Source organism: Billgrantia sp. Q4P2, assembly GCF_052806135.1.
The window spans coordinates 448,792-467,233 of record NZ_JBRBAI010000004.1 but is presented as its reverse complement, the minus strand read 5'-3'; the positions used below and the strand labels follow the sequence as shown (position 1 = coordinate 467,233).

The window sequence follows — 18,442 nt, the reverse complement described above, 5'->3', positions numbered from 1 at the left end:
CCTTTCGGGATCAGCTTGAGGGGGGAGCAAGGCGACGTCAGCCAGTGGCTCTCTCGGACCGTGTCTGTAGTTCAGGAGGTCAGCCGAAGTCCTTGCGCAGCGCCTCGAGAACATCGAAGGCACGCAACAGATCTTCTCGGGATACGCTGCAGAAGCGATTCAACGAGCGCTTCAGGTCTGTGGTCGAGACGCCCTCGGTACGCGGCAGGTAGACCACCTCGCAATAGGGCGACAGGAAGTCGAAATGCCCCCGCCAGTCGTCGCCGATAGCAAAGGTGCTTACCTCGTAGCGCTGAATGTCTTCGACCTTCTGCTCCCAGCAGGTTTCGGGGATGACTTCGTCCACGTAGCGGATGGAGCGAACGATTTCGGCACGCTGCTCGAAGGGGATCAGGGTTCGCTTGCCCTTGCCGGAATTGAACTCGTCGGTCGAGACCGCCACGATCAGGCGGTTTCCCATGCTGGAAAGCCGCCGCAGCAGGTTGAGGTGGCCAATATGAAACATGTCGAAGGTGCCATAGGTAATCACGGTGCCATTCATGATGTCGCTCCTCAAGGAATCACACGCTCCGCGCCGGGTCACGACTTCCACCAACCTCGCATGCGCTCGAAACAGGATTGCGGCATCAACAGCAGGAAGGCTCGCAACCAAAGCCGCGGGGGCATGCCGGCCAGCGTCAGCGACGCCAGGTCCGCTCTCACCGATTGTCCCAGCCGCTTCTTCTTGACTGCCCAGCAGAGTACCTTCCGGTTGACCGCTGCCCGGAGATAATGGGATTCGTACCATGACAATCGCCCGGCAAATTCGTCTACCAGGTCGACCCCGGGGTGAACGTGAACCAGGTCGTTCTGGCCACGGCTAGCACCATTGTTCTCGATCAACCAGAGGCTGGTCACGGTATCGTCGTAGTGGATCGCCTCGAGTACGCAAAGCGCCTTGAGCCAGAAATAGGTATCGTGCCCGCGGCGATAGCGGTCGACCGGAAAGCCACCCAGTGCAAGGAAACGTCCACGACGAATGCAGGCGCCATTCATATTGATGAAATCGCAGTGGGAGAACGCCTCCAGTGCCTCACGACGTGCCAATACACCGGTGGGAATGCTTTCCGCCCTGGGCAGCCGTTGATGTCCTTCCATCTTCTGATAAGCGTTGACGAACAGTTCGATCTCGGGGTGCCTGGCGATTGCCTCGGCAAAGCGGGACAGATGATCGAAGAGCAGGATATCGTCGGCATCGAAAAAGACCAGCCATGGTGCCTTGGCCTCTTCGGCTCCGACATTACGCGCTGCATAGCCACCAGGTCCGGGCTCGTCGCGCTGCAGCAGGCGCAGCCGTCCCTTCTGGGCATGCCGTTCGAGCAGTTCGTAGGAGCCGTCGGTAGAGCCATCGTCCACGGCGATGACTTCGAAGTCCCGAAATGTCTGTTGAAATAGGCTGGAGAGCGAGGCCGCCAGCGTCGCTACCTTGTTATAGACAGGTATCACGACTGAAAAAAATGCCATTTCAGTGGCTCCGATGGCGACGCCAGCGATCATAGAAACCCAGCGTCTGCTCACCGACCCACAGCCGTACAAGGCGCTGCAACCCGCGTGACACGAGACGACGCCTCAGGTCGATTTCGTAGAGACTTCGATGCCAGAGCAGTGCCCGGCGATTTCCCGCTACCAGCGCCTGCATCATGCCCAGGTCCTGGCGATCCTCGAAGGATCCGCGCGAGCGCTTGAAGTGCGCGATCTGGTCGAACGAGACGCAACGCAGCTCGCCCAGGCGAAAATGACAGCAAGGATCCGCGAGCAGCTCCCGGAGCGTACGCCCGTGATGCTCCTGATATTCGTCATTACGCTTTATTCGTGGCCGATAGGATCGCTCGGCCGTGAGTGACAGATACTCGATGTTCTCGGCCTTGCGCAGTCCATAGAGTTCGAGCACCAGGCTCGTATCCAGCAGGACTTCGTCATGGCGGTAGCGATTGCTGGCCATGAACGAGCGGAAGTAGGAGAGCCGGGCCGAGGTAACGGAGAAACGTCCCAGGCGTGCAAAGCGCAGGAAATGACTGGCGCTGTCGTCGAGCAGCCAACGCGCCATCTGGATCGCTTCCTCACCGGCCAGGAGCAGCCATTCACCCTGGCTGTCTGCCACCCTGCTGCTGTCGGTCCACGACGGCGTTCGGTAGACCAGCAGCTCCAGCGTGGTCGTCCGCCCCGGGAGGATGATATGGGTCAGCGTCTCCAGATTGGCCCAGGCACGAGGGGTGAGCCGAATGCTCTCACGATAGCCGATCTCCTCAACGCTGAACGGAAAGCCTTTCGCCCTGGTTCTTGTCTTGTTTGTCCTGATAGCCAGCCTCCAGGTGGTTCCGCCCTGTGCCAGAGACTCGAGGGCGGAACGGCGTGTCAGCGGGTGCGTGGGTAAGCTCAGCCCTGCGTACGTCGTTTTCATGCCGGTTGCTCCCCTCCGCTACTTCCCTGTTTGCGGATACGTTCAACTAAAGAAGTTATCGCCGATCCACTGGTTGCGTTTCGACAGTCGTTTCAAGGTATCCGGATCGGGCCTCCAACCAAGCCCATCGAGAAATTCATCGAGCCGCTCGAGCGTCATGCTCAGCGCCAAGGGCGCATAGCTCGACTGGGCGCGCAGCGTCTCGAGAATACCGCGGTAGTCGTGATCCTTCGGCACCACGACCTTGGCATCCCGCTCGCTGTGATCGGACGGGAGACCCGACAGGTATCCCTTGTGATAAACGGCGTGGTAACTCAGCGACAGGAAATGCTCATCGGCTGCCGGCACGCGAACGAGCCCATTGACCCAAATGGCGTTGTCCAGCATTTGCCGCGCCTTGGCTGCCGGATAGTAGCTGCCTTGGTGGTGGCTGGTCCCGGGAAGCCCGCTGACGCTATAGATGTCGCAAGGAATGTCCTTGCTCCTGCGGTTGACGCTCACACACCCACTGAGTGTCTGGGCATCCGCGTCGGCAACGAGGATGTCGACGTCTTCGCCCGGCTCGACGTGGGGCAAGGTATCGAACCAGCGCAGTACGACGTAGTCGACGTTCCTTTCCTTCAGGGTGACAAGAAAGCCCGTCATCCCCGCGCGACCATCGATGTACCGCCTGTGCGTTACCGGCTGCCGTAGCAGGCTCGCATAGCGCTGTCGGGTATAACGCTTGAGTTTCTTGAGCCACATGTTTTCCCCACCTTTATCGCCGGACATTCGCATGTCACGGGCGGCCGAATGCTTGCCCGGCATGAATGGAACCGGGGGCAACTGCGTCAGGCCGCCGGTCCCTGACCAAAGCCGTCTGTCAACTTATGCCGGACCGCCCCACCGGCGCTTCCACCGCTCATGCGTCGGCCTCTCCGCCGAGCCATGCGCCGTATTCCGCTCAGAGTGATACCGACGAGCGTGATGTAACGCACTACCACCAGCAGCGGGCGCGGAAAGGAATATAGGCACATGAAGCGCGGCAGGCCGGTATAAGGCAGCCAGCGCCTAAGATAGGGGCGGTACTGGGTAGTGGGGGGGATATCACCGGGAAAGGTGTCCGGCACCGGGTACCAGGCGTAGTTGCCCTCCAGCGAATCCCGTTCCTGACCGGGCTGCAGGTACTCGAAATCGATGACCTTGAGTCCCTTGCACGGGTCGTAGATCACATTGTGCGGATTGAAATCAATGCACTCATAGCCGAGCCGCCGGTAGTGCAGGATGAGCGTTCGCAAGCGCTCGATGGCCCATATCGGCAGCAAGCCATGGGGATAGAACAGCGGTTTCGGAGAAAGAATGCTAGACAGGCTGTTCTCATACCATTCAAACACCAGGTACGAAGGACCCACCTCCAGGATCTGCGAAATTTCCGGCAGTGTGCTGCCCAGTTCCCGCGCCTTGACTTCACGCTCCAGGAAGCGCTCCCGGCCGGGCCGGAAGGTCTTGCAGATCGCCTGGCGACCATGGAAGTCGATCAGCTCCACCTTGGCCCGGCGCGCATGCTTGCTCAGGTCGGCCAGGACCGGATAGGGCGTGACGAAAGCCTCGTTGCGCTGTCGGGCGCTGGCCAACACCTCCTCCATTCGCTCCGGCGCCACCACACCCAGATACTCCATCGCCTGCATGGCATTGTCGGAAGAGTGCACGGGATTGCAATGCTGCGAGGCGGGAATGCCACGGTTTACCTGCCGGCGCATCTGCTCCTTCACCGTGAACACGCGGGCGTTGTCCACCATCTCGGAAGCGCCCGAGGCCTTCGAGGGCGAGCGATCGGGATAGACGTCATGCGTCACGAGCAAGTGAGCAGGCAAGCCGCCGCTGCACGGAAACGGGCCCCGGCCCCAGTTGCCGCCGCGGATCAGATCGGCCACATCGTCGCGATGCGCCCCGTCGATCGGCACGTCGCAGAGCACGTCAAAGCCATGACGGGCAAGGATACCCCGCAAGGCGTCGAGGTGCGCCAGCCCGCGTTCCCGAATCAGATAGACCGCCAGACCCGGCACGCTGTCCTGCCCAAAGTCCTGCAGTCGCGTCTTGAGCCAGGGATTGACGCCAGACAGCTTGAGCATGGTATCCGAGAAAGGCGACCAGCCCGCCGCGGCAAGCCGGTCGTCCAACTCATCGAGGCAGAATCGACACGCTAGCGGCCACAAACCGCAGCGCGCATTCAAGTCCTCGATGGCCTGAGCATACGGCGAGGCCATGTCGCCCTCGTCGTCGTCAGCATCGCTGGGCAGGCCGCTGGCCAGGCCGAGATGATAGACCGCCTCCGCGCTTACCACCATCAATCGCTGGGCATCGTTGGCAAGCCGGGGAGCCTGCTTCGCGCGCACCGTGTCCAGCAGCTCACGTGAGCGGCGAACCGGTAGATACGCCACCCCGTTGCGATCGCTGCCCCGCAATCCTCCCACGCTGTAGAGGGTACAGCGAAGGTCGCCGGGGCGCGCCCTGGAGCGCATCAGCCCCGCCATCTGCGACAGCCCGTCATCCGCCACCAGCAGCACGACATCCTCGCCGCTGGGCCAGGCCACCTCCGCCCCTGGCCAGTGCAGGAAGATATGATCGATCTCCCGCTCGACCAGGGACACGGCCAACGCCTCGAATCCCGCGAGCCCGGCCACATAGCGCTGTCGATGTTCGCGACGCCTACCCCTTAAACGCCGATCCAATCTGCTCCGAATTTGCTTCCATTTCATCGTGGGTTCCCTCTTGGTGCTGACGCGCGTCAATCCCTGTCGCCAGGGCAGGAGTCGCCGTTCTCTCGATGAAGCAATCGTCGAATACCTTGAGCGCGGCCGACGGCTTGAACAGCCCAGAAGACACACCCGGCCAGAACATGACGTCCTGGCGGCGCACGAAGTATTCGACCCGGATGGGAATACGGGAGTAACCCAAGGCACTGATCACGGCATAGCGATGCTGGCCTACCAGCACCTGCCAGCGCCAGCGTCCATCGGGGTGGCTCAGCACGATGGCGCGGATATCTCCATCGGTGCCGTCATGGCGTCGCACACCGTTGGCACGCACCGATTCCAGCACCCGCGCCAGGCGTTCGACTTCGACGTGCAGCTTGAGCTCGCTCACCGGCCCGCAGAATTTCCAGCCGTCCTCGACATCGAGCGGTTTACCGAGGACGCGGGCATTCTCGCGTCCCTCGGTGCGCCGCCGCTGGGCTCGCTTCTGCTCCAGCCCGAGCGGATCCCAGGGCCAGGGAGATAGCCACGTCGGCAGCGTTGCCAAGTCCCCGGCCTCGCTCCCTTCGAGGCCGAAGAACTCGGCCGCCGAGCGGGGCTGCCAATCACGGTAGAAGTTCGCCAGCGCCTCGCGGATCAGCGCCCGCTCACGGCCGGGGCTGGCCAAGGCCTGCTGCATCACGGAGACGAGCGGGCGCGGGCGGTCGAAAGGGAAGTTGAGAAAACCGAAGCCCCACCCCACGGGGGCATCGAGCAGCAGGCGTCGTCCCGGGTGCCGATAGCTGAGCAGCAACGGATTTCCCTGGTGGTTGCGCCCGTCTATGGGCGCATAACGCTTCATCGACTGCAGATGAAACCCGACGGCTTCCACCTTGCGGATGAACCAAAGTTTTATTAGCAGCGGCTCGATGCGCATGTCAGCCTCCCTTGGCCAAGGGGCTCAGCCTGGGCACCTGCCGGGCACCCGGAAGTCGGCTCGGCTGAGCGGGGTACGGGGGGGCGGTCGTCAACAGCCGAGCCTGGCGTTCTTCCCAGATCAGGTCCGCCAACTCATCGGTCGGCCGATAGTCCAGCGGTGCCGCCTGCAGCAGTTGCCGGATGGTCGAGTGTTCGGCGCTGGCCAGCGCTCGCTCGAGCCTGCGCAGGAAGGCTTCGAGCAGCGGCCACTCCCAATAACGCTCGGAGCTGGCCAGGATCCGGTCGTGGCAGGTCCGTGCCGCCGCATCGCCGATCAACAGCTCCTCGAAGAGTTTCTCGCCCGGCCGCAACCCGGTGTAGACGATCTCGATATCGCCGCCAGGGTGCCGTTCGTCCTTCACCGTCAGCCCGGAGAGGCGGATCATGTTCACCGCGAGGTCATGAATGCGCACCGGCTCGCCCATGTCGAGCACGAATACCTCCCCACCGCTGCCCATGGCCCCGGCCTGGATGACCAGTTGTGCCGCCTCGGGAATGGTCATGAAATAGCGGGTGATATCGGGATGGGTGACCTCGACCGGCCCGCCTTGCTCGATCTGCTGGCGAAAGCGCGGCACCACCGAACCGCTCGAACCAAGCACGTTGCCGAAGCGCACCATGCAGAAGCGGGTCTGGCTGCCGGCCCGTGAGAATGCCTGACAGATCAGCTCGGCCAGGCGCTTGGAGGCCCCCATGGTATTGGTCGGCCGCACGGCCTTGTCGGTGGACACCATGACGAAAGTGGCCACCCCTCCCTTCATCGCCGCCTGGGCCAGCTCGAGCGTACCGAAGACGTTGTTGCGCAGGCCTTCGACCAGGTTGTACTCCACCATCGGCACATGCTTGTAGGCCGCAGCGTGGTAGACGGTATGCACGGCGAAGGTGCCAAAGATCGTGGCCAGGGCATCGCGACTCTGGACCGAGGCCAGCAGCGGCTTGAGCTCGACCCCTGCCGCCACGGCCGGATGCCGCAGCAGCTCCTGTTCGATGGAAAAGAGGGCGAACTCGCATTTGTCGAGCAGCAGCAGCCGCGCCGGCTGCTGCGCCAGGATCTGGCGGCACAGTTCGCTGCCAATCGACCCTCCCGCACCGGTCACCATGACCGACTTGCCACGGATCTCGGCATCCATCAGGTCGGCGAAGGGCGGCACCGGCTCCCGGCCCAGCAGGTCTTCCAGCGCCACGTCACGGACTTCCGAGATACTTGCTCGGCCAGCGATGACGTCGGCACTGCCGGGAATGGTCTTGACGGGCACGGACAGCACGGAAAGACGCTGCAGGATCTCTCGGCGCCGGCAACGCGGCGCGCTGGGAATGGCGAGCAGCACCATGGCGGCCTTGTGCTCCGCGACCAACGCCGCCAGGGCGACCGGCTGATGCACTCGCAGCCCTTCGACCAAGGTACCGTTCAAGCCACGCCAGTCATCGACGAAGGCCACCGGTTCATACTCGCTGCCATGACGCAGGGCTGACACCAGCTCGCTGCCGGCTGCACCGGCACCGTAGATCACTACCGGACGCCGCTTGCATCGCTGGCTATGCAGGTAGAGTTCCCGCAGCAGGAATCGCACACCGCCGACTCCCAACAGCACCAACAAGGCATAGGTGATGACGATAGGCAGCACCAGTTCGGGTCCCTTCAGTCGCGTGACCAGCAGTACAACCGCGGTCGACGCCGCCACCGCCAGTGCGGTAATCAGTATGGTGGTGTGGTTCATGTAACGGATCACCACCCGGTACAAGCCCAGCCAATGGAACAGCACCAGGCTGGCCAGGGCCACGATCAGGCTGGTCGACCACAGTTCCGGATCGAACAACGGCACCAGGCTTTCCCGATGAAGCGCGGCGGCCAATAGCAGACCGGTGGCGACGATCAGGCCATCGCCCGCAACCAGCACGCGCCGTTTGACGCAGCGTGGCAATACCAGCAACGACTGCAAGGAAATATGCATGGCTCTTCCCTCTGATTCTCCAGGTCATTCCTGACCTGGGAGTTCCAGGGCCACAGCGACCTGTGCCCAGTCGAGATACTTGTAGTTCTGGTTCTGCGATGCATTCCTGCCGCTCTGTACCACGACCAGCCCCGTGGCAAAGCGCTCTCCGAAATTGTGTGAACTGACCTCGATACCGTCGGTCTCGCGTACGCTGCCGATGCCGCTCGCGCTGTCCTCATCGATGCGGAAAACGCCCCTGAGACGGTAGGGGGGCGAGGCATCGAGCACGGCGAAGCGATGGTTGCCCTGGCTGGAGACGATCAAGTACTGGTCGCCATAAAGTGCCAACCCTTCGATATCGGGTTCCAGGGGCTTTTTCGCCTCGATGACGACTTCACGGCTCGTTCCCGCCTCCGGAGCCGCCTGCATGACCCAGACACCTACGTCCTCCTCGCCGACGAACAGCAGCGAGCGGGTATCGTCGACCACACAACCCTCGGGCTGGGAGCCCAGCCGGAAGAAGCGCAGCAGCTCGACAGAGGGCTCGCCCTGGGTCATCTCCAGGCGATACTGGAGATAGCGGCCATCCTTGGCATTGGTAAAGACGTGCAGTTCCTCACCGTAACGATAAAGGCAGATACCGTAGATACCCTCCAGGCCGGTAGGTACCAGGCCGATCAGGCTTACCTCACCGACAGGGTCGATCTCGAACACCGCCAGGCTCTCAGTATCGCGGTGGGTCGCCACGGCAATGTCCCGGCGTCGCCCGTCGAGGTACACGCCCTGGCGCAGGTCGACGTTGTTGATCCTGCCCACCGGCAGCGACTGCAGGCGCTGCCCCTCCAGGTCGTAGACCTCCAGGCCACGCTTCTTGTCGGTGCCCAGCACTCGGCTCTGCTCCGGCGCCTCGCCGTTGTACCAGATGGCAGGATCGTCGGCGGCATCGCCGCTACTCTCTACCGGAACGGTCTCTCCCTGGGCCCTGATGACAGCCAAGGATTGCGCAGTGGCCAGCGTGGATGACAAGCCGACCCATAGCAGCGCGTAGGCCGCTCCAAGCGTCACCGCGACACTGGCTAGTTGGCGGTAAAGCCGTCCTCTCGGCCTGAAGTGCGAATTGTCCATGGCTTCTCCCAGTCTTCAGCGTTCGAGTTCCGGCTTGCCCGGGACATCCACGACAACATCCTTGAGCCTTATCCAGCCCTGCCCATAGATATGCCAGCAGATCGCCAGCATCATCCAGAACAGGGTCGAGCGAAGCCCATTGTGGGTAAGCGAATAAATCAGCGGCCCCGCCACTCCCAGCCATACGTATAGCGGCGCCCTGCGCAGCGCGAGGAAGATGACCGCCAGGAACAGGCCTAATCCCGGCACGCCGTAGGCGAACAGCATGTTGACGTAGGAAGAGTGGATTTCGCTGTTGTGATAGGGCGCAAAGCGATGACGCTCGCCTTCCGCCGCCCCCAGGATGGCGTACTCGGGGAAGTTGGCCAGGCGATCGAACTTGCGCTCCTCGTAGACGTTCTCCACCTTCGACTGTGCGCGGTCCATGCGCGCCTGGAGATTGCTCTGCACCTGGCCATCGGAACGCAGGTTCACCGCCAGCACCGCCGCCAGGATCAGCGGTGCCACCAGCAGCAGCCTGGCAAAGCGGCGCAACCGATCCATGTTGGCCACGACCCAGCCGACCCCGACCAGCACCGCGCCGCCCATGGCGCCGAGCGAGGAGGCTGCCAGCATGCTGACCACCGCAGCTGCCACACCCGCCAGCATCAAGGGGCGTAGCGGTGGACGGAAGTCGTCGAGCAGCATGAGAATCACGATCCCGCATAGTGAAAAGTAGGCCAGCTGGTTGGGATTGTTGAAGCTGCCGGTGGTGCGGTTCGCTCCCGCCCCCAGTTGCAGCAGCACCTGGCTTGCGGCCACCAGCAAGGCGATGGAGAGCGCATTGCGGATCAGGCTACGACCCATGTCGCCGGATACGCTGAGGAAACGCAGCAGCGCCATCCCCACCAGGAAATTGAAGAAATAGAAGGCGGGGTAGATGAAGAAGGCGCTGCTCTCCATGACCAGCGCCCAGCCCAAGCAGACGAGCAGCACCCATAGCACCATCAGGGCCCAGCACAGGGCGAAGGACGATACCGTGAGCCGCCTGTCGCCGAGCGCCAGCAGTGTCATCAATGCTGCGAAGCCAAGCAGAAGGAAGTCGGCAGGTTGGGGCTGGCCGCTGGGAAAGACATACAGGCTCGCCAGGCTCAATCCGAAGAACAGTAACGTCGCAGCGATCAGAAACATGGCTATGCGCTCTAGAGGTTGGCCATCATGCGGAACGTGACGTTGCGCGCGACCAGGTCGTCATAGGTACCGCTGTCGACGACGCGTCCCTGGTCGAGCATGTGAATCACGTCGCAACTCTTCACCGTGGTGAGGCGGTGGGCGATCATCACCAGGGTCTTGCCGCCAGCGATGGCATCGATATCAGCCATTACCCGCTGCTCGGTGATCCCGTCGAGCGCGCTGGTGGCCTCGTCGAGTACCAGCACTTGCGCGTTGCGGTAGAGCGCCCGGGCGATCCCGATGCGCTGGCGCTGTCCGCCGGAGAGTTGCACGCCACGCTCGCCGACGTAGGTGTCGAGCCCCTCTGGCAGGGAGGCGAGAAGCTCATCGAGCTGGGCCATGCGCACCGCTTCTTCGGCCTGGCCCACGTCGATTTCGTCACGCGGCACGCCGAAGGCCACGTTCTCGAGGATGGTGGCATCGGCCAGGAAGATGTGCTGAGGCACGAACCCGATGCTGGCCTGCCAACGGGGCAGAGTGGTCTCGGTCAGCGGCTTTCCATCCACCAGGATCTGCCCCTGCTGTGGCTGGAACAGCCCCAGCAGCAAGTCAACGACAGTGGACTTGCCCGAGCCGGACTCGCCGACCAGCCCCACCCGGGCACCAATGGGAATGGTCAGGCTCAAACCGTTAAGTGCTGCCACACGCTTGCCCGGGTAATGGAAATGCACGTCATCGAGCCGGATACTCGTCGTCGGTACCAGCGGCGACACGCCGTCGCATGTTCCACTGGCTTCGGGCTCGGCATGAGCCTGACTGGCGATCAGGTCGTCACGAATCGTCTCGTAGGCCGCCATGTTGCCGCGGATGTGGGAAATGGAAGAGTAGATCTTCTGGTAGGCGGGCAGCATCTTGAAGCCGGCCAGGGCGTAGATCGACAGCGCCGGCAGGATCGTGCCCAGGTTGCCCTGGTGGGCATTCAACAGGTAGAGCACCAGCAGGATCACCGAACCGAAGGCAACCATCTCGATGGCATAGCGGGGCGCCTCGCTGAGCCCCTGAGTCACGCCCTGGCCACGAGCCACCTGCTGGCTGGCCCGGTCGAACTGGGTGGTGAAGATGGCCTGGCGACGCAGCAACAGCAGGTCCTTGATCCCACCGAAGCCCTCCGTCATCAGCTTGAAACGCTTGGCCTGGGAGCGCGACACGCGCCGGCCATTGGAGATCAGAAAACGCCGTACCGTCTTGTACAGCAGCAGGTAGGCCGCAATGAAGATCACGATGCCGCTGGCGGCCACCGCCGGGTTGTAGATAAAGATGGTAAGCGTCATGCACGTTACCATCACCAGCTTGGCGTTGAGCTGCATGAACGGGTTGATCACCCGGTTGGTGACTCGCTGTACCTCCTGGGAAGCGCGATTGATCAGCCGACTGCTGCTGCCGCCAGCATGAAACAGCCAAGGCTGGTGCAGATAGTAGCGATAGAGCCGGCTGGAGAGTTCGGCACCTACCCGGGCACCGTAGAGCGACAGTCGCCAAGTGGTGTACATGGAAAACAGTGCCGCTACCAAGAGCACCAACAGCACGCTGGCTCCCAGCAAGGTGAGGAAACGTTCAGGGCTCTCGAGGCCGCTCCACTGATAGGCCTGGGCCAGCCAGCCCTCGCCCTGCAATCGACCCATGTCGCCCACCACCGCCATGAAAGGGCCGATGGCAATGACGCTGGCGATCTCGGCGAAGGCCATGATGATGATCAGCCCCTGTAGCCGCAGCAGGCGTCGACGCTGGCCTGGGGTCAGCAGCGAGTAGAGTTCGCGTAGTTGGGTCACCATTCCCTGTCACCGGTATGCATAGATATAGTTGCCGTAATGGCCGTAGCGACTGCTGGTCGGTTTCTCCATGCCGTTGAGGATCGCGCCCTTGAGCCGCACCCCCGCACTTTCCAGCCTGCGCTTGGCCGCCTTGATCTCGGCGGGCGGGTTGATGCCGAAGCGCACCACCAGCAGGCTGGTGCCAGCCAGCTTGCCGACGACGGCGGCATCGGTGACTGCCAGCACCGGGGGGGTATCGATCACCACCAGGTCATAGGCACCGCTCATGGCCTGGAGAAAATCGTGGAAGCTACGCTGCATGAGCAGCTCGGAAGGATTGGGCGGCACTGTCCCACGGGACACGTAATCCAGTCCCTCCACCTCGGTGGGCCGAATCGCCTCGCTACGATCGATACGCTGGGCCAACAGCTCCGACAGTCCTGGCACTCCCTTGTCGTGGAAGGCGTGGTGCAAACGACCACGGCGCATGTCGGCATCGATCAGCAGCACCTTTTGACCGGCCTGTGCGCACACCGCTGCGAGGTTGGCCGCCACGAAGCTCTTGCCCGCCCCCGGCCCGGCGCCCGCGATCATCAAGCGATTGTTTCCCGCTTCCAGCATGGCGAAGTAGAGGCTGGTGCGCAGGCTGCGCAGTGCCTCGACCGCCAGCTCGGTGGGGTCGGCAACCGCCAGCAGACCGCGGAAGACATCCTGTTGCAGCTTCGATCCGGCCGGCCTGATACGCCGCGTGAGCTTCGCCTGCTCGGCGGAATCGGGCAGCGTGGCATAGACTGGCAAGCCAACCTCCTCCAACTGGTCGGGGCTCTTGATCGCCTGGCTCAGCAGCAGGCGCAGGATGACGCCCAGCGATGCCAGCAAGGCACCGATCAGACCGCTGATCAGGGTAGTGAGCGAGACGCGTGGTGAAATGATGCCTGGCTGCATCTCGGCGTTGTCGAGAATCCGCACGTTCCCCACCGTACCGGCCTTGAGCAGGCGCATCTCCTGACGCTGATTGAGCAGTTGCACATAGACCTGCTGGTTGACCTGGGTGTCACGGGTCAGGCGCAGCACTTCCTGCTGAGTCTCGGGGAGGTCGCCAATCAAGGCGTTGAGCCGCTCACGTTCAGACTGAAGCTGCGAGCGCTGTCGCAGCAGTGCTTGGTAGTTGGGGTGGGTCGGCCGGAAGCGCTCGGCCAGGTCCGCTTCGGCCAGGGCAAGCTCGGTCAACTGATTTTCGACCGCCACCAGCCGGCTGAGCAGATTCTGGGTTTCGAACGTGAGATCGACGGAGTCGCGCTGGGCACGATAGGCATTCAGCTGATTTTCCGCCTCGGTCAGCTGCACGTTGACCTGGGGGATCTGTTCGTCCAGGAAGGCAAGCTGTTTCTCGGCCTCCTCCGACTGGCGCTGCACGTTCTGGGTCAGGAAAACCCCGGTAATGGTGTCCAGGGTCTGTTGGGTCAGGCTGCGATCGGTACCGCTCAGAAACACCTGGTAGACCCCCGAATCCTTGCCGCGCGGCATGATCATGAAACGCCGCTGGAGCTGACCGATCGCACTGAGCCGGGAAACGCGCCGGACCTCGAACTCAGCGCCTGGGTGGGCATCCAACTGGCTGACGAAGAGGCGATAGCCCTGTTCGCTCATGACGGTCTCGCCGGCACGACCGCTGAGCAACGTCGTGCCATCCAGCAGCAGTTCGTAGGAGTCCTCACCGGTCACTCTCAGGACATGCGGTACCTCTTCCCGATCTGCCGGCAGCTCGAAACGAGAGATACGCAAGGACTCCCCCGCCCAGACATAAGGCGTTCCCAACGAGGCTTCACCATCCTGCAACCGTTTGCGCAGGAACCCAGGTGACAGGCCCTCGAACCAGGCATGCTGGAAGCCATGGTTGACCAGGAAGTCTCCTATCCACGGCATCCGGCGTGGTTCGATGCGTACCGTCAGGTCAAGCCGATCGACGGTTTCTCCCATGACCATGCGCGACTGCAGGATTTCGAGTTCAGCCGCCGTCGGGTTACCCAAATTCTCTCCTCCTGCCAAGGACTCGAGCAAACCGAGCATCGCACCTCGATTCTCGACCTGGATCAGGGCATCGGATTGATAGATACGAGGCTGGGAGCTGGCATGGAAGTACCCTGCCAGCATGAACACGACAATACTGAATAGAATGAGAAATTTTCTGTCGACCAAAGCATCCAACAGTTTTCTCAGACTGATATCGCCACCCTCGGAAGGCGCCTGGGGAGACGTAGGAGGGTTGGGAAAAATCGTCATGTGTGGTGCCTCTCATCGCATGAGTCAGTAGGAAGTCATCGGCTTATATATCACCCACATTGTTCACGGATCTGGCCACATCCCCTGGGAGCGTTACCGAAGGCAGAAGCAGCGAGATGACGTTGTTCCAGCGAGACAGCGGCGCGGAAGTGACATAAACCACATCCTGGGGATTCAGCGGAAACCGGGTTCCCAACATCAAGCGAGTCGCATCACTGATATCCAGTTGATAAACCGTCGCCAGTTTCTCGCTTTCTGGTGGATTACCACGTACTACAAAGATGCCGGAGGGCTGTGCGCGGCTCTCGTTGACACCACCGGCACGGGCCAGGGCATCGGTCAGCGACAGGCGCTCGTTGCCCAGGGCAATGGCGCCGGGCTTCAATACCTGGCCGAGCACGACCACGTTCTGATTCTCGGAAGTGGGCACGTGCACGAGGTCACCGTCACGCAGCAGGCGGTTCTGTGTCAGGTCTCCCTGACGCAGCATGGCATAGAGGGAAATGCTCTCTTCGCGTCCATCGCGAGTGAGCATGACGTTGTGCCAATCGGCATTGGGCCGGGCACCGCCAGCCTCGCTGATCGCGTCGAGAAGGGTGAGCGGCACGATGGTGAGCGGCTGCGCCCCGGGACGTTCCACGGCACCACTGACATAGACCTTCTGCGAGCGGAACGCGGCAATCCCGACTTCCACCTGCGGCTCGGTGATGACCTGCGAGAGCCGCCGACTGATCACGCTGCGCAACTCCTCGAGCGTCATGCCCGCCACCTGCACTCGCCCCACATAGGGATAGAACATGGTGCCGTCGGGCCGCACCCGGTTCCCGGTTTCCGATGCCGCACGTTCACTGCCGGCGGGTATGGTCAGTTCCGGATGGTCGTATACGATGACACTAATCACGTCGCCCGGGCCGATGCGATACTCGTAGCGCTGAAGGTCGCTCTGAAGCTCGGGGGGCAGCGGGCGCGAGGTGGGCTCGACCATTCGCATTCCCATGACCAGCTCAGGCGTTATCGGCTGTATGTCGACGCGGGAGTCGAGTGACTCCTCGAGCCGGCTCTCGTCGATATGGCCACCCGGAGAAAGGGCGCACCCAGCCGATAGGAGCAGGATAAGCAATACGGCTAATGCCGCGGAGAGCCTTGCCGCCCTTGTGGCCAGCGTTCGGCCGTCCGACGCTTCGGATATCCCTATGCTTTCTCTGTCTTCTGCGAACGTTGTCATTGTTCCATCCCCCCGCGGGATCCCATCTGGACACGCTACCGCCCCGGATTTCACTGGCTGTCATCCGAAGACCTGTTTTCTCTTCTTTTTCGGCTTCATCGACTACGCTCCGATTGTTACATTCGTTCACATTTCGGATACGATAACCATGACGCCATGATGAAGCCCAAGATACATTCAGGTTACATTGGTGTTTCGACGCTACCAGGTGATTTTTGCATCAGCCCTGTGCTGAAAATCGGCGGCAAAAAACAGCTCAGGAGAAACAGTCGAAACTGAGTAAGACGCATGAGAAAAATCAGGTGGGGAAACTAGGCAGGGTTGCCCTTCGCAGGAGCAAAAGCTCCCGTTACGAAAACACAACAAAGGGTTGAGAATCAGTCTTCGATACGTCTTTCAGACATTGACAGTCGATGGACCCACTCATTGCTGGCCTCATCAAGGAGCCGATGCGTTCGCTGGAACGCCTCCAGAGAACGGCGGTAAGGATCGGGGATGTCGCATCCATCGCCCTGTGCCAGCCAGTGACCAAGACGCATGACCTTGCCGATTGCCTGAGGCCAGCGCTCTGCCACCAAGCGACGCTGCTCGTCGCTCATCACCAGAACAAGATCGGCACTCGCCAAATGTTGAAGTACGAGCTGCCGGGCCAAGTGGCCGGAGACATCCAGTCCTGCGGCCTCGGCAAGCGCACGCGCGCTAGGCTCGACACCCTGGCCGACCAGGGCGGTCAACCCTGCCGAACTTACCCGACAGTGGGGCAAGCGCTGCTGGAGCATCGCTGCGGCCACGGGGCTGCGACAGACGTTACCGCGACAAACCACCAGAATGGAGCGGATCATGAACGTAGTACACTCGACATGAACGGGTTTGAAGATGTCTTGCCAGAACTATCATAGTGCCCGGCTCTCCGGGAGTGGAAAAACGTCACCACCTAGCTCAGCATAGAGCCAGCCAAAGTGATCTTCGAGCCAGGTTTTCTGAATCAGTGACAAGGTGGGAGCAGCGAATGAATGACCGCAGCGCCATGCGCCTGGCCCGTCTGCAGCAGGTGCTCGCCGGCGGCGGTACCATCCATCTCCGCGAAGCCGCCCAGCTGTGCGGTGTCTCGGAAATGACCATTCGCCGCGACGTGGCCTCGAGCGACGGTGCCATGACCCTGCTCGGAGGTCGCCTGGTGATGGCCAACAACCCGCACTATGCGCCGGCCTACGACCTCGACCGGCAGAAGGATAGCCACGCCCTGGCCAAGCGCCGGCTGAGCGAAAGGGCCGCAAGCTTCATTGCGGATGGCGATACTCTGTTCATCGACTGCGGTACCACCCTGCTGCCCCTGGTAGGCAGCCTCGCTGCCTACCAGGGGCTCACCGTGGTGACCTATGCGCTCAACGTGGCCAATGCGGTCAGCCTGATGCCGGATGTACGCCTGGTGCTGCTGGGCGGCCTCTACCATGCCACTTCGCACTCCTTCGGCAGCGATGACATGAGCGCGGCGATCAAGCGCCTGGGCATCAATCGCGCCTTCATCTCGGCGGCAGGCGTGCACGCCGAGCGCGGCGTGAGCTGCTTCCACTTTCACGAAGTCGCCCCCAAGCAGGCCGCCATCACCTGCGCCGAGCAGCGCCTGCTGGTGGTGGACAAAAGCAAGATCGGCCAGGTACGCCCCGCCTACTTCGCCAAGCTCGACGACTTCGACGTGGTGATCACCGACGGCGACATGGCGCCATCGCCGGCCAACGGCGGCCCCAGGATCGTCGCCGCCTGACCCGGACACGACGAAGCCGGGCAATGCCCGGCGTAATGGCCGAGCGCAGCCAGTTTTCAGAAAGTGCTGGTCAGCTTGGCGAGCGAGATGAAGCGCAAGGCGCACGGAGCGCAGGAACCGGAGCCTATGGGGTATAGGTGAGGATTCCGAGCACCGCGCAACGCAGCGATTCGCTCGCGCAGCCAGCTGTACAGTGCTTTCTTAGCCGCACTTGGACCAGCCGCAACCTGCATAACAGGTCGGACACCCATCCATCATGATCAACTCACCGCGACACTCCGGGCAGTGGCCCACTACCGTAGGGCCGTCGCCCTGCTCGGTCGTGGCCTGGCTCTGATTCGCCTGCTGCTCGGCGCGGGCTTCCTCCTCGGGTGTGGGCGGCTGCCAGGGGTGGCCGTGCGCCAGGCGGTGGGCGTAGCGGCTGACCAGGTCCTCCACCGGCACCTGGTTGCCGTCCTGGTCGAGGAAACCGCGGCGGTAGAGGATCTGCTGGATCGACCAGGCGATGGCGGCGACTTCGGAGTCGTGGAACATCGGCTTGCCCCAGCGGTTCATCCCGCAGCGCACCAGGCCCTTGTCCCAGGCTACCTTGCGCAGGTCGGCCACCGCCTGGGTGACGTAGCCGCCACGGGCGGCCAGCGACAGGCTGCGCATGGTGGCGGTGATCCACTGGTGCTCGCTGGAGAGCTGGCCGGAGGGGAAGAAGAACTCCACCGGACGCTCGATCACCACGCGCTTGCCGTCGAGCACGCCCTCTACCGGCATGAAGGAGACCAGCAGGTAGACTTTCTTGCGGCCCTCGGCACCGACGTAGGAGATCTTCTCGGAAACGGCCTCCAGCGTCCCTTCCGGGCGCGAGGGGATGCGTACCGTGAGCGGGTTCTCGTCGGCCAGCGGCGCCTCTTGCACCGCCTTCTTGACGCTGTAGGAAACGATCTTGGACTTGATTTCGACGGCCATCACGGGGCTCCTGCGGAAAGTTGTGCGTTGACGCTTGGGTGACGGCCGCTCACGA

General features: G+C 62.4%; 15 protein-coding genes. 1 reads left to right on the top strand and 14 read right to left on the bottom strand.

Going from position 1 to position 18,442, the window contains the following annotated elements:
- Nucleotides 1-79: 79 nt before the first annotated feature.
- The 13 genes from ACUY1T_RS10025 to ACUY1T_RS09965 form a co-directional block, all read right to left on the bottom strand.
- Nucleotides 80-541, bottom strand: a complete 462-nt coding sequence (locus ACUY1T_RS10025; protein WP_446022355.1) for an adenylyltransferase/cytidyltransferase family protein — start codon at nucleotides 539-541, stop codon at nucleotides 80-82.
- A gap of 38 nt (nucleotides 542-579) precedes the next feature.
- Nucleotides 580-1,503 carry a glycosyltransferase family 2 protein gene (locus ACUY1T_RS10020; RefSeq protein WP_446022354.1) on the bottom strand — a complete coding sequence of 308 codons (924 nt, stop codon included), beginning with the start codon at nucleotides 1,501-1,503 and terminating at the stop codon, nucleotides 580-582.
- A 1-nt stretch (nucleotide 1,504) separates the two neighbouring features.
- Nucleotides 1,505-2,440, bottom strand: coding sequence for a hypothetical protein (locus ACUY1T_RS10015; RefSeq protein ID WP_446022352.1), 936 nt, complete (start codon nucleotides 2,438-2,440; stop codon nucleotides 1,505-1,507).
- A gap of 42 nt (nucleotides 2,441-2,482) precedes the next feature.
- The gene (locus ACUY1T_RS10010) at nucleotides 2,483-3,247 is read right to left on the bottom strand and encodes a hypothetical protein (RefSeq protein ID WP_446022350.1); all 765 of its coding nucleotides are present in this window, start codon (nucleotides 3,245-3,247) and stop codon (nucleotides 2,483-2,485) included.
- A gap of 23 nt (nucleotides 3,248-3,270) precedes the next feature.
- Nucleotides 3,271-5,070: a hypothetical protein gene (locus tag ACUY1T_RS10005; protein ID WP_446022348.1), complete on the bottom strand. Its 1,800-nt coding sequence runs from the start codon at nucleotides 5,068-5,070 to the stop codon at nucleotides 3,271-3,273.
- Nucleotides 5,071-5,128: 58 nt separating this feature from the next.
- A complete protein-coding gene (locus ACUY1T_RS10000; RefSeq protein WP_446022347.1) occupies nucleotides 5,129-6,091 on the bottom strand; it encodes a hypothetical protein in 963 nt (320 codons plus the stop codon).
- Between the two features lies 1 nt (nucleotide 6,092).
- Nucleotides 6,093-8,084, bottom strand: coding sequence for a polysaccharide biosynthesis protein (locus tag ACUY1T_RS09995; protein ID WP_446022345.1), 1,992 nt, complete (start codon nucleotides 8,082-8,084; stop codon nucleotides 6,093-6,095).
- A 24-nt stretch (nucleotides 8,085-8,108) separates the two neighbouring features.
- Nucleotides 8,109-9,191 carry a phytase gene (locus tag ACUY1T_RS09990; RefSeq protein WP_446022344.1) on the bottom strand — a complete coding sequence of 361 codons (1,083 nt, stop codon included), beginning with the start codon at nucleotides 9,189-9,191 and terminating at the stop codon, nucleotides 8,109-8,111.
- A 15-nt stretch (nucleotides 9,192-9,206) separates the two neighbouring features.
- Nucleotides 9,207-10,361 (bottom strand): hypothetical protein, encoded by a 1,155-nt coding sequence (locus tag ACUY1T_RS09985; RefSeq protein WP_446022342.1) that lies wholly within the window; start codon nucleotides 10,359-10,361, stop codon nucleotides 9,207-9,209.
- 11 nt (nucleotides 10,362-10,372) lie between these two features.
- Nucleotides 10,373-12,175 (bottom strand): ABC transporter ATP-binding protein, encoded by a 1,803-nt coding sequence (locus ACUY1T_RS09980; protein ID WP_446022340.1) that lies wholly within the window; start codon nucleotides 12,173-12,175, stop codon nucleotides 10,373-10,375.
- A 6-nt stretch (nucleotides 12,176-12,181) separates the two neighbouring features.
- A complete protein-coding gene (locus tag ACUY1T_RS09975) occupies nucleotides 12,182-14,437 on the bottom strand; it encodes a polysaccharide biosynthesis tyrosine autokinase (RefSeq protein WP_446022338.1) in 2,256 nt (751 codons plus the stop codon).
- 43 nt (nucleotides 14,438-14,480) lie between these two features.
- Entirely contained in the window at nucleotides 14,481-15,557 is a 1,077-nt protein-coding gene (locus tag ACUY1T_RS09970; RefSeq protein WP_446022336.1) for a polysaccharide export protein, read from the bottom strand.
- A gap of 482 nt (nucleotides 15,558-16,039) precedes the next feature.
- The gene (locus ACUY1T_RS09965; protein WP_446022334.1) at nucleotides 16,040-16,504 is read right to left on the bottom strand and encodes a low molecular weight protein-tyrosine-phosphatase; all 465 of its coding nucleotides are present in this window, start codon (nucleotides 16,502-16,504) and stop codon (nucleotides 16,040-16,042) included.
- A gap of 167 nt (nucleotides 16,505-16,671) precedes the next feature.
- Here ACUY1T_RS09965 and ACUY1T_RS09960 point away from each other — a divergent pair, with 167 nt between their 5' ends.
- Nucleotides 16,672-17,427, top strand: a complete 756-nt coding sequence (locus ACUY1T_RS09960; protein WP_446022332.1) for a DeoR/GlpR family DNA-binding transcription regulator — start codon at nucleotides 16,672-16,674, stop codon at nucleotides 17,425-17,427.
- 201 nt (nucleotides 17,428-17,628) lie between these two features.
- Here ACUY1T_RS09960 and ACUY1T_RS09955 read toward each other — a convergent pair whose 3' ends face one another.
- The gene (locus ACUY1T_RS09955) at nucleotides 17,629-18,387 is read right to left on the bottom strand and encodes a ribonucleoside-diphosphate reductase (protein ID WP_446022330.1); all 759 of its coding nucleotides are present in this window, start codon (nucleotides 18,385-18,387) and stop codon (nucleotides 17,629-17,631) included.
- Nucleotides 18,388-18,442: the final 55 nt, after the last annotated feature.

Bases quoted from the DNA above. Each gene is read 5' to 3' on its own strand.
- ACUY1T_RS10025 (WP_446022355.1), bottom strand. From the start codon at position 541: ATGAATGGCACCGTGATTACCTATGGCACCTTCGACATGTTTCATATT.
- ACUY1T_RS10020 (WP_446022354.1), bottom strand. From the start codon at position 1,503: ATGGCATTTTTTTCAGTCGTGATACCTGTCTATAACAAGGTAGCGACG.
- ACUY1T_RS10015 (WP_446022352.1), bottom strand. From the start codon at position 2,440: ATGAAAACGACGTACGCAGGGCTGAGCTTACCCACGCACCCGCTGACA.
- ACUY1T_RS10010 (WP_446022350.1), bottom strand. From the start codon at position 3,247: ATGCCGGGCAAGCATTCGGCCGCCCGTGACATGCGAATGTCCGGCGAT.
- ACUY1T_RS10000 (WP_446022347.1), bottom strand. From the start codon at position 6,091: ATGCGCATCGAGCCGCTGCTAATAAAACTTTGGTTCATCCGCAAGGTG.
- ACUY1T_RS09995 (WP_446022345.1), bottom strand. From the start codon at position 8,084: ATGCATATTTCCTTGCAGTCGTTGCTGGTATTGCCACGCTGCGTCAAA.
- ACUY1T_RS09990 (WP_446022344.1), bottom strand. From the start codon at position 9,191: ATGGACAATTCGCACTTCAGGCCGAGAGGACGGCTTTACCGCCAACTA.
- ACUY1T_RS09985 (WP_446022342.1), bottom strand. From the start codon at position 10,361: ATGTTTCTGATCGCTGCGACGTTACTGTTCTTCGGATTGAGCCTGGCG.
- ACUY1T_RS09980 (WP_446022340.1), bottom strand. From the start codon at position 12,175: ATGGTGACCCAACTACGCGAACTCTACTCGCTGCTGACCCCAGGCCAG.
- ACUY1T_RS09975 (WP_446022338.1), bottom strand. From the start codon at position 14,437: ATGACGATTTTTCCCAACCCTCCTACGTCTCCCCAGGCGCCTTCCGAG.
- ACUY1T_RS09965 (WP_446022334.1), bottom strand. From the start codon at position 16,504: ATGATCCGCTCCATTCTGGTGGTTTGTCGCGGTAACGTCTGTCGCAGC.
- ACUY1T_RS09960 (WP_446022332.1), top strand. From the start codon at position 16,672: ATGAATGACCGCAGCGCCATGCGCCTGGCCCGTCTGCAGCAGGTGCTC.
- ACUY1T_RS09955 (WP_446022330.1), bottom strand. From the start codon at position 18,387: ATGGCCGTCGAAATCAAGTCCAAGATCGTTTCCTACAGCGTCAAGAAG.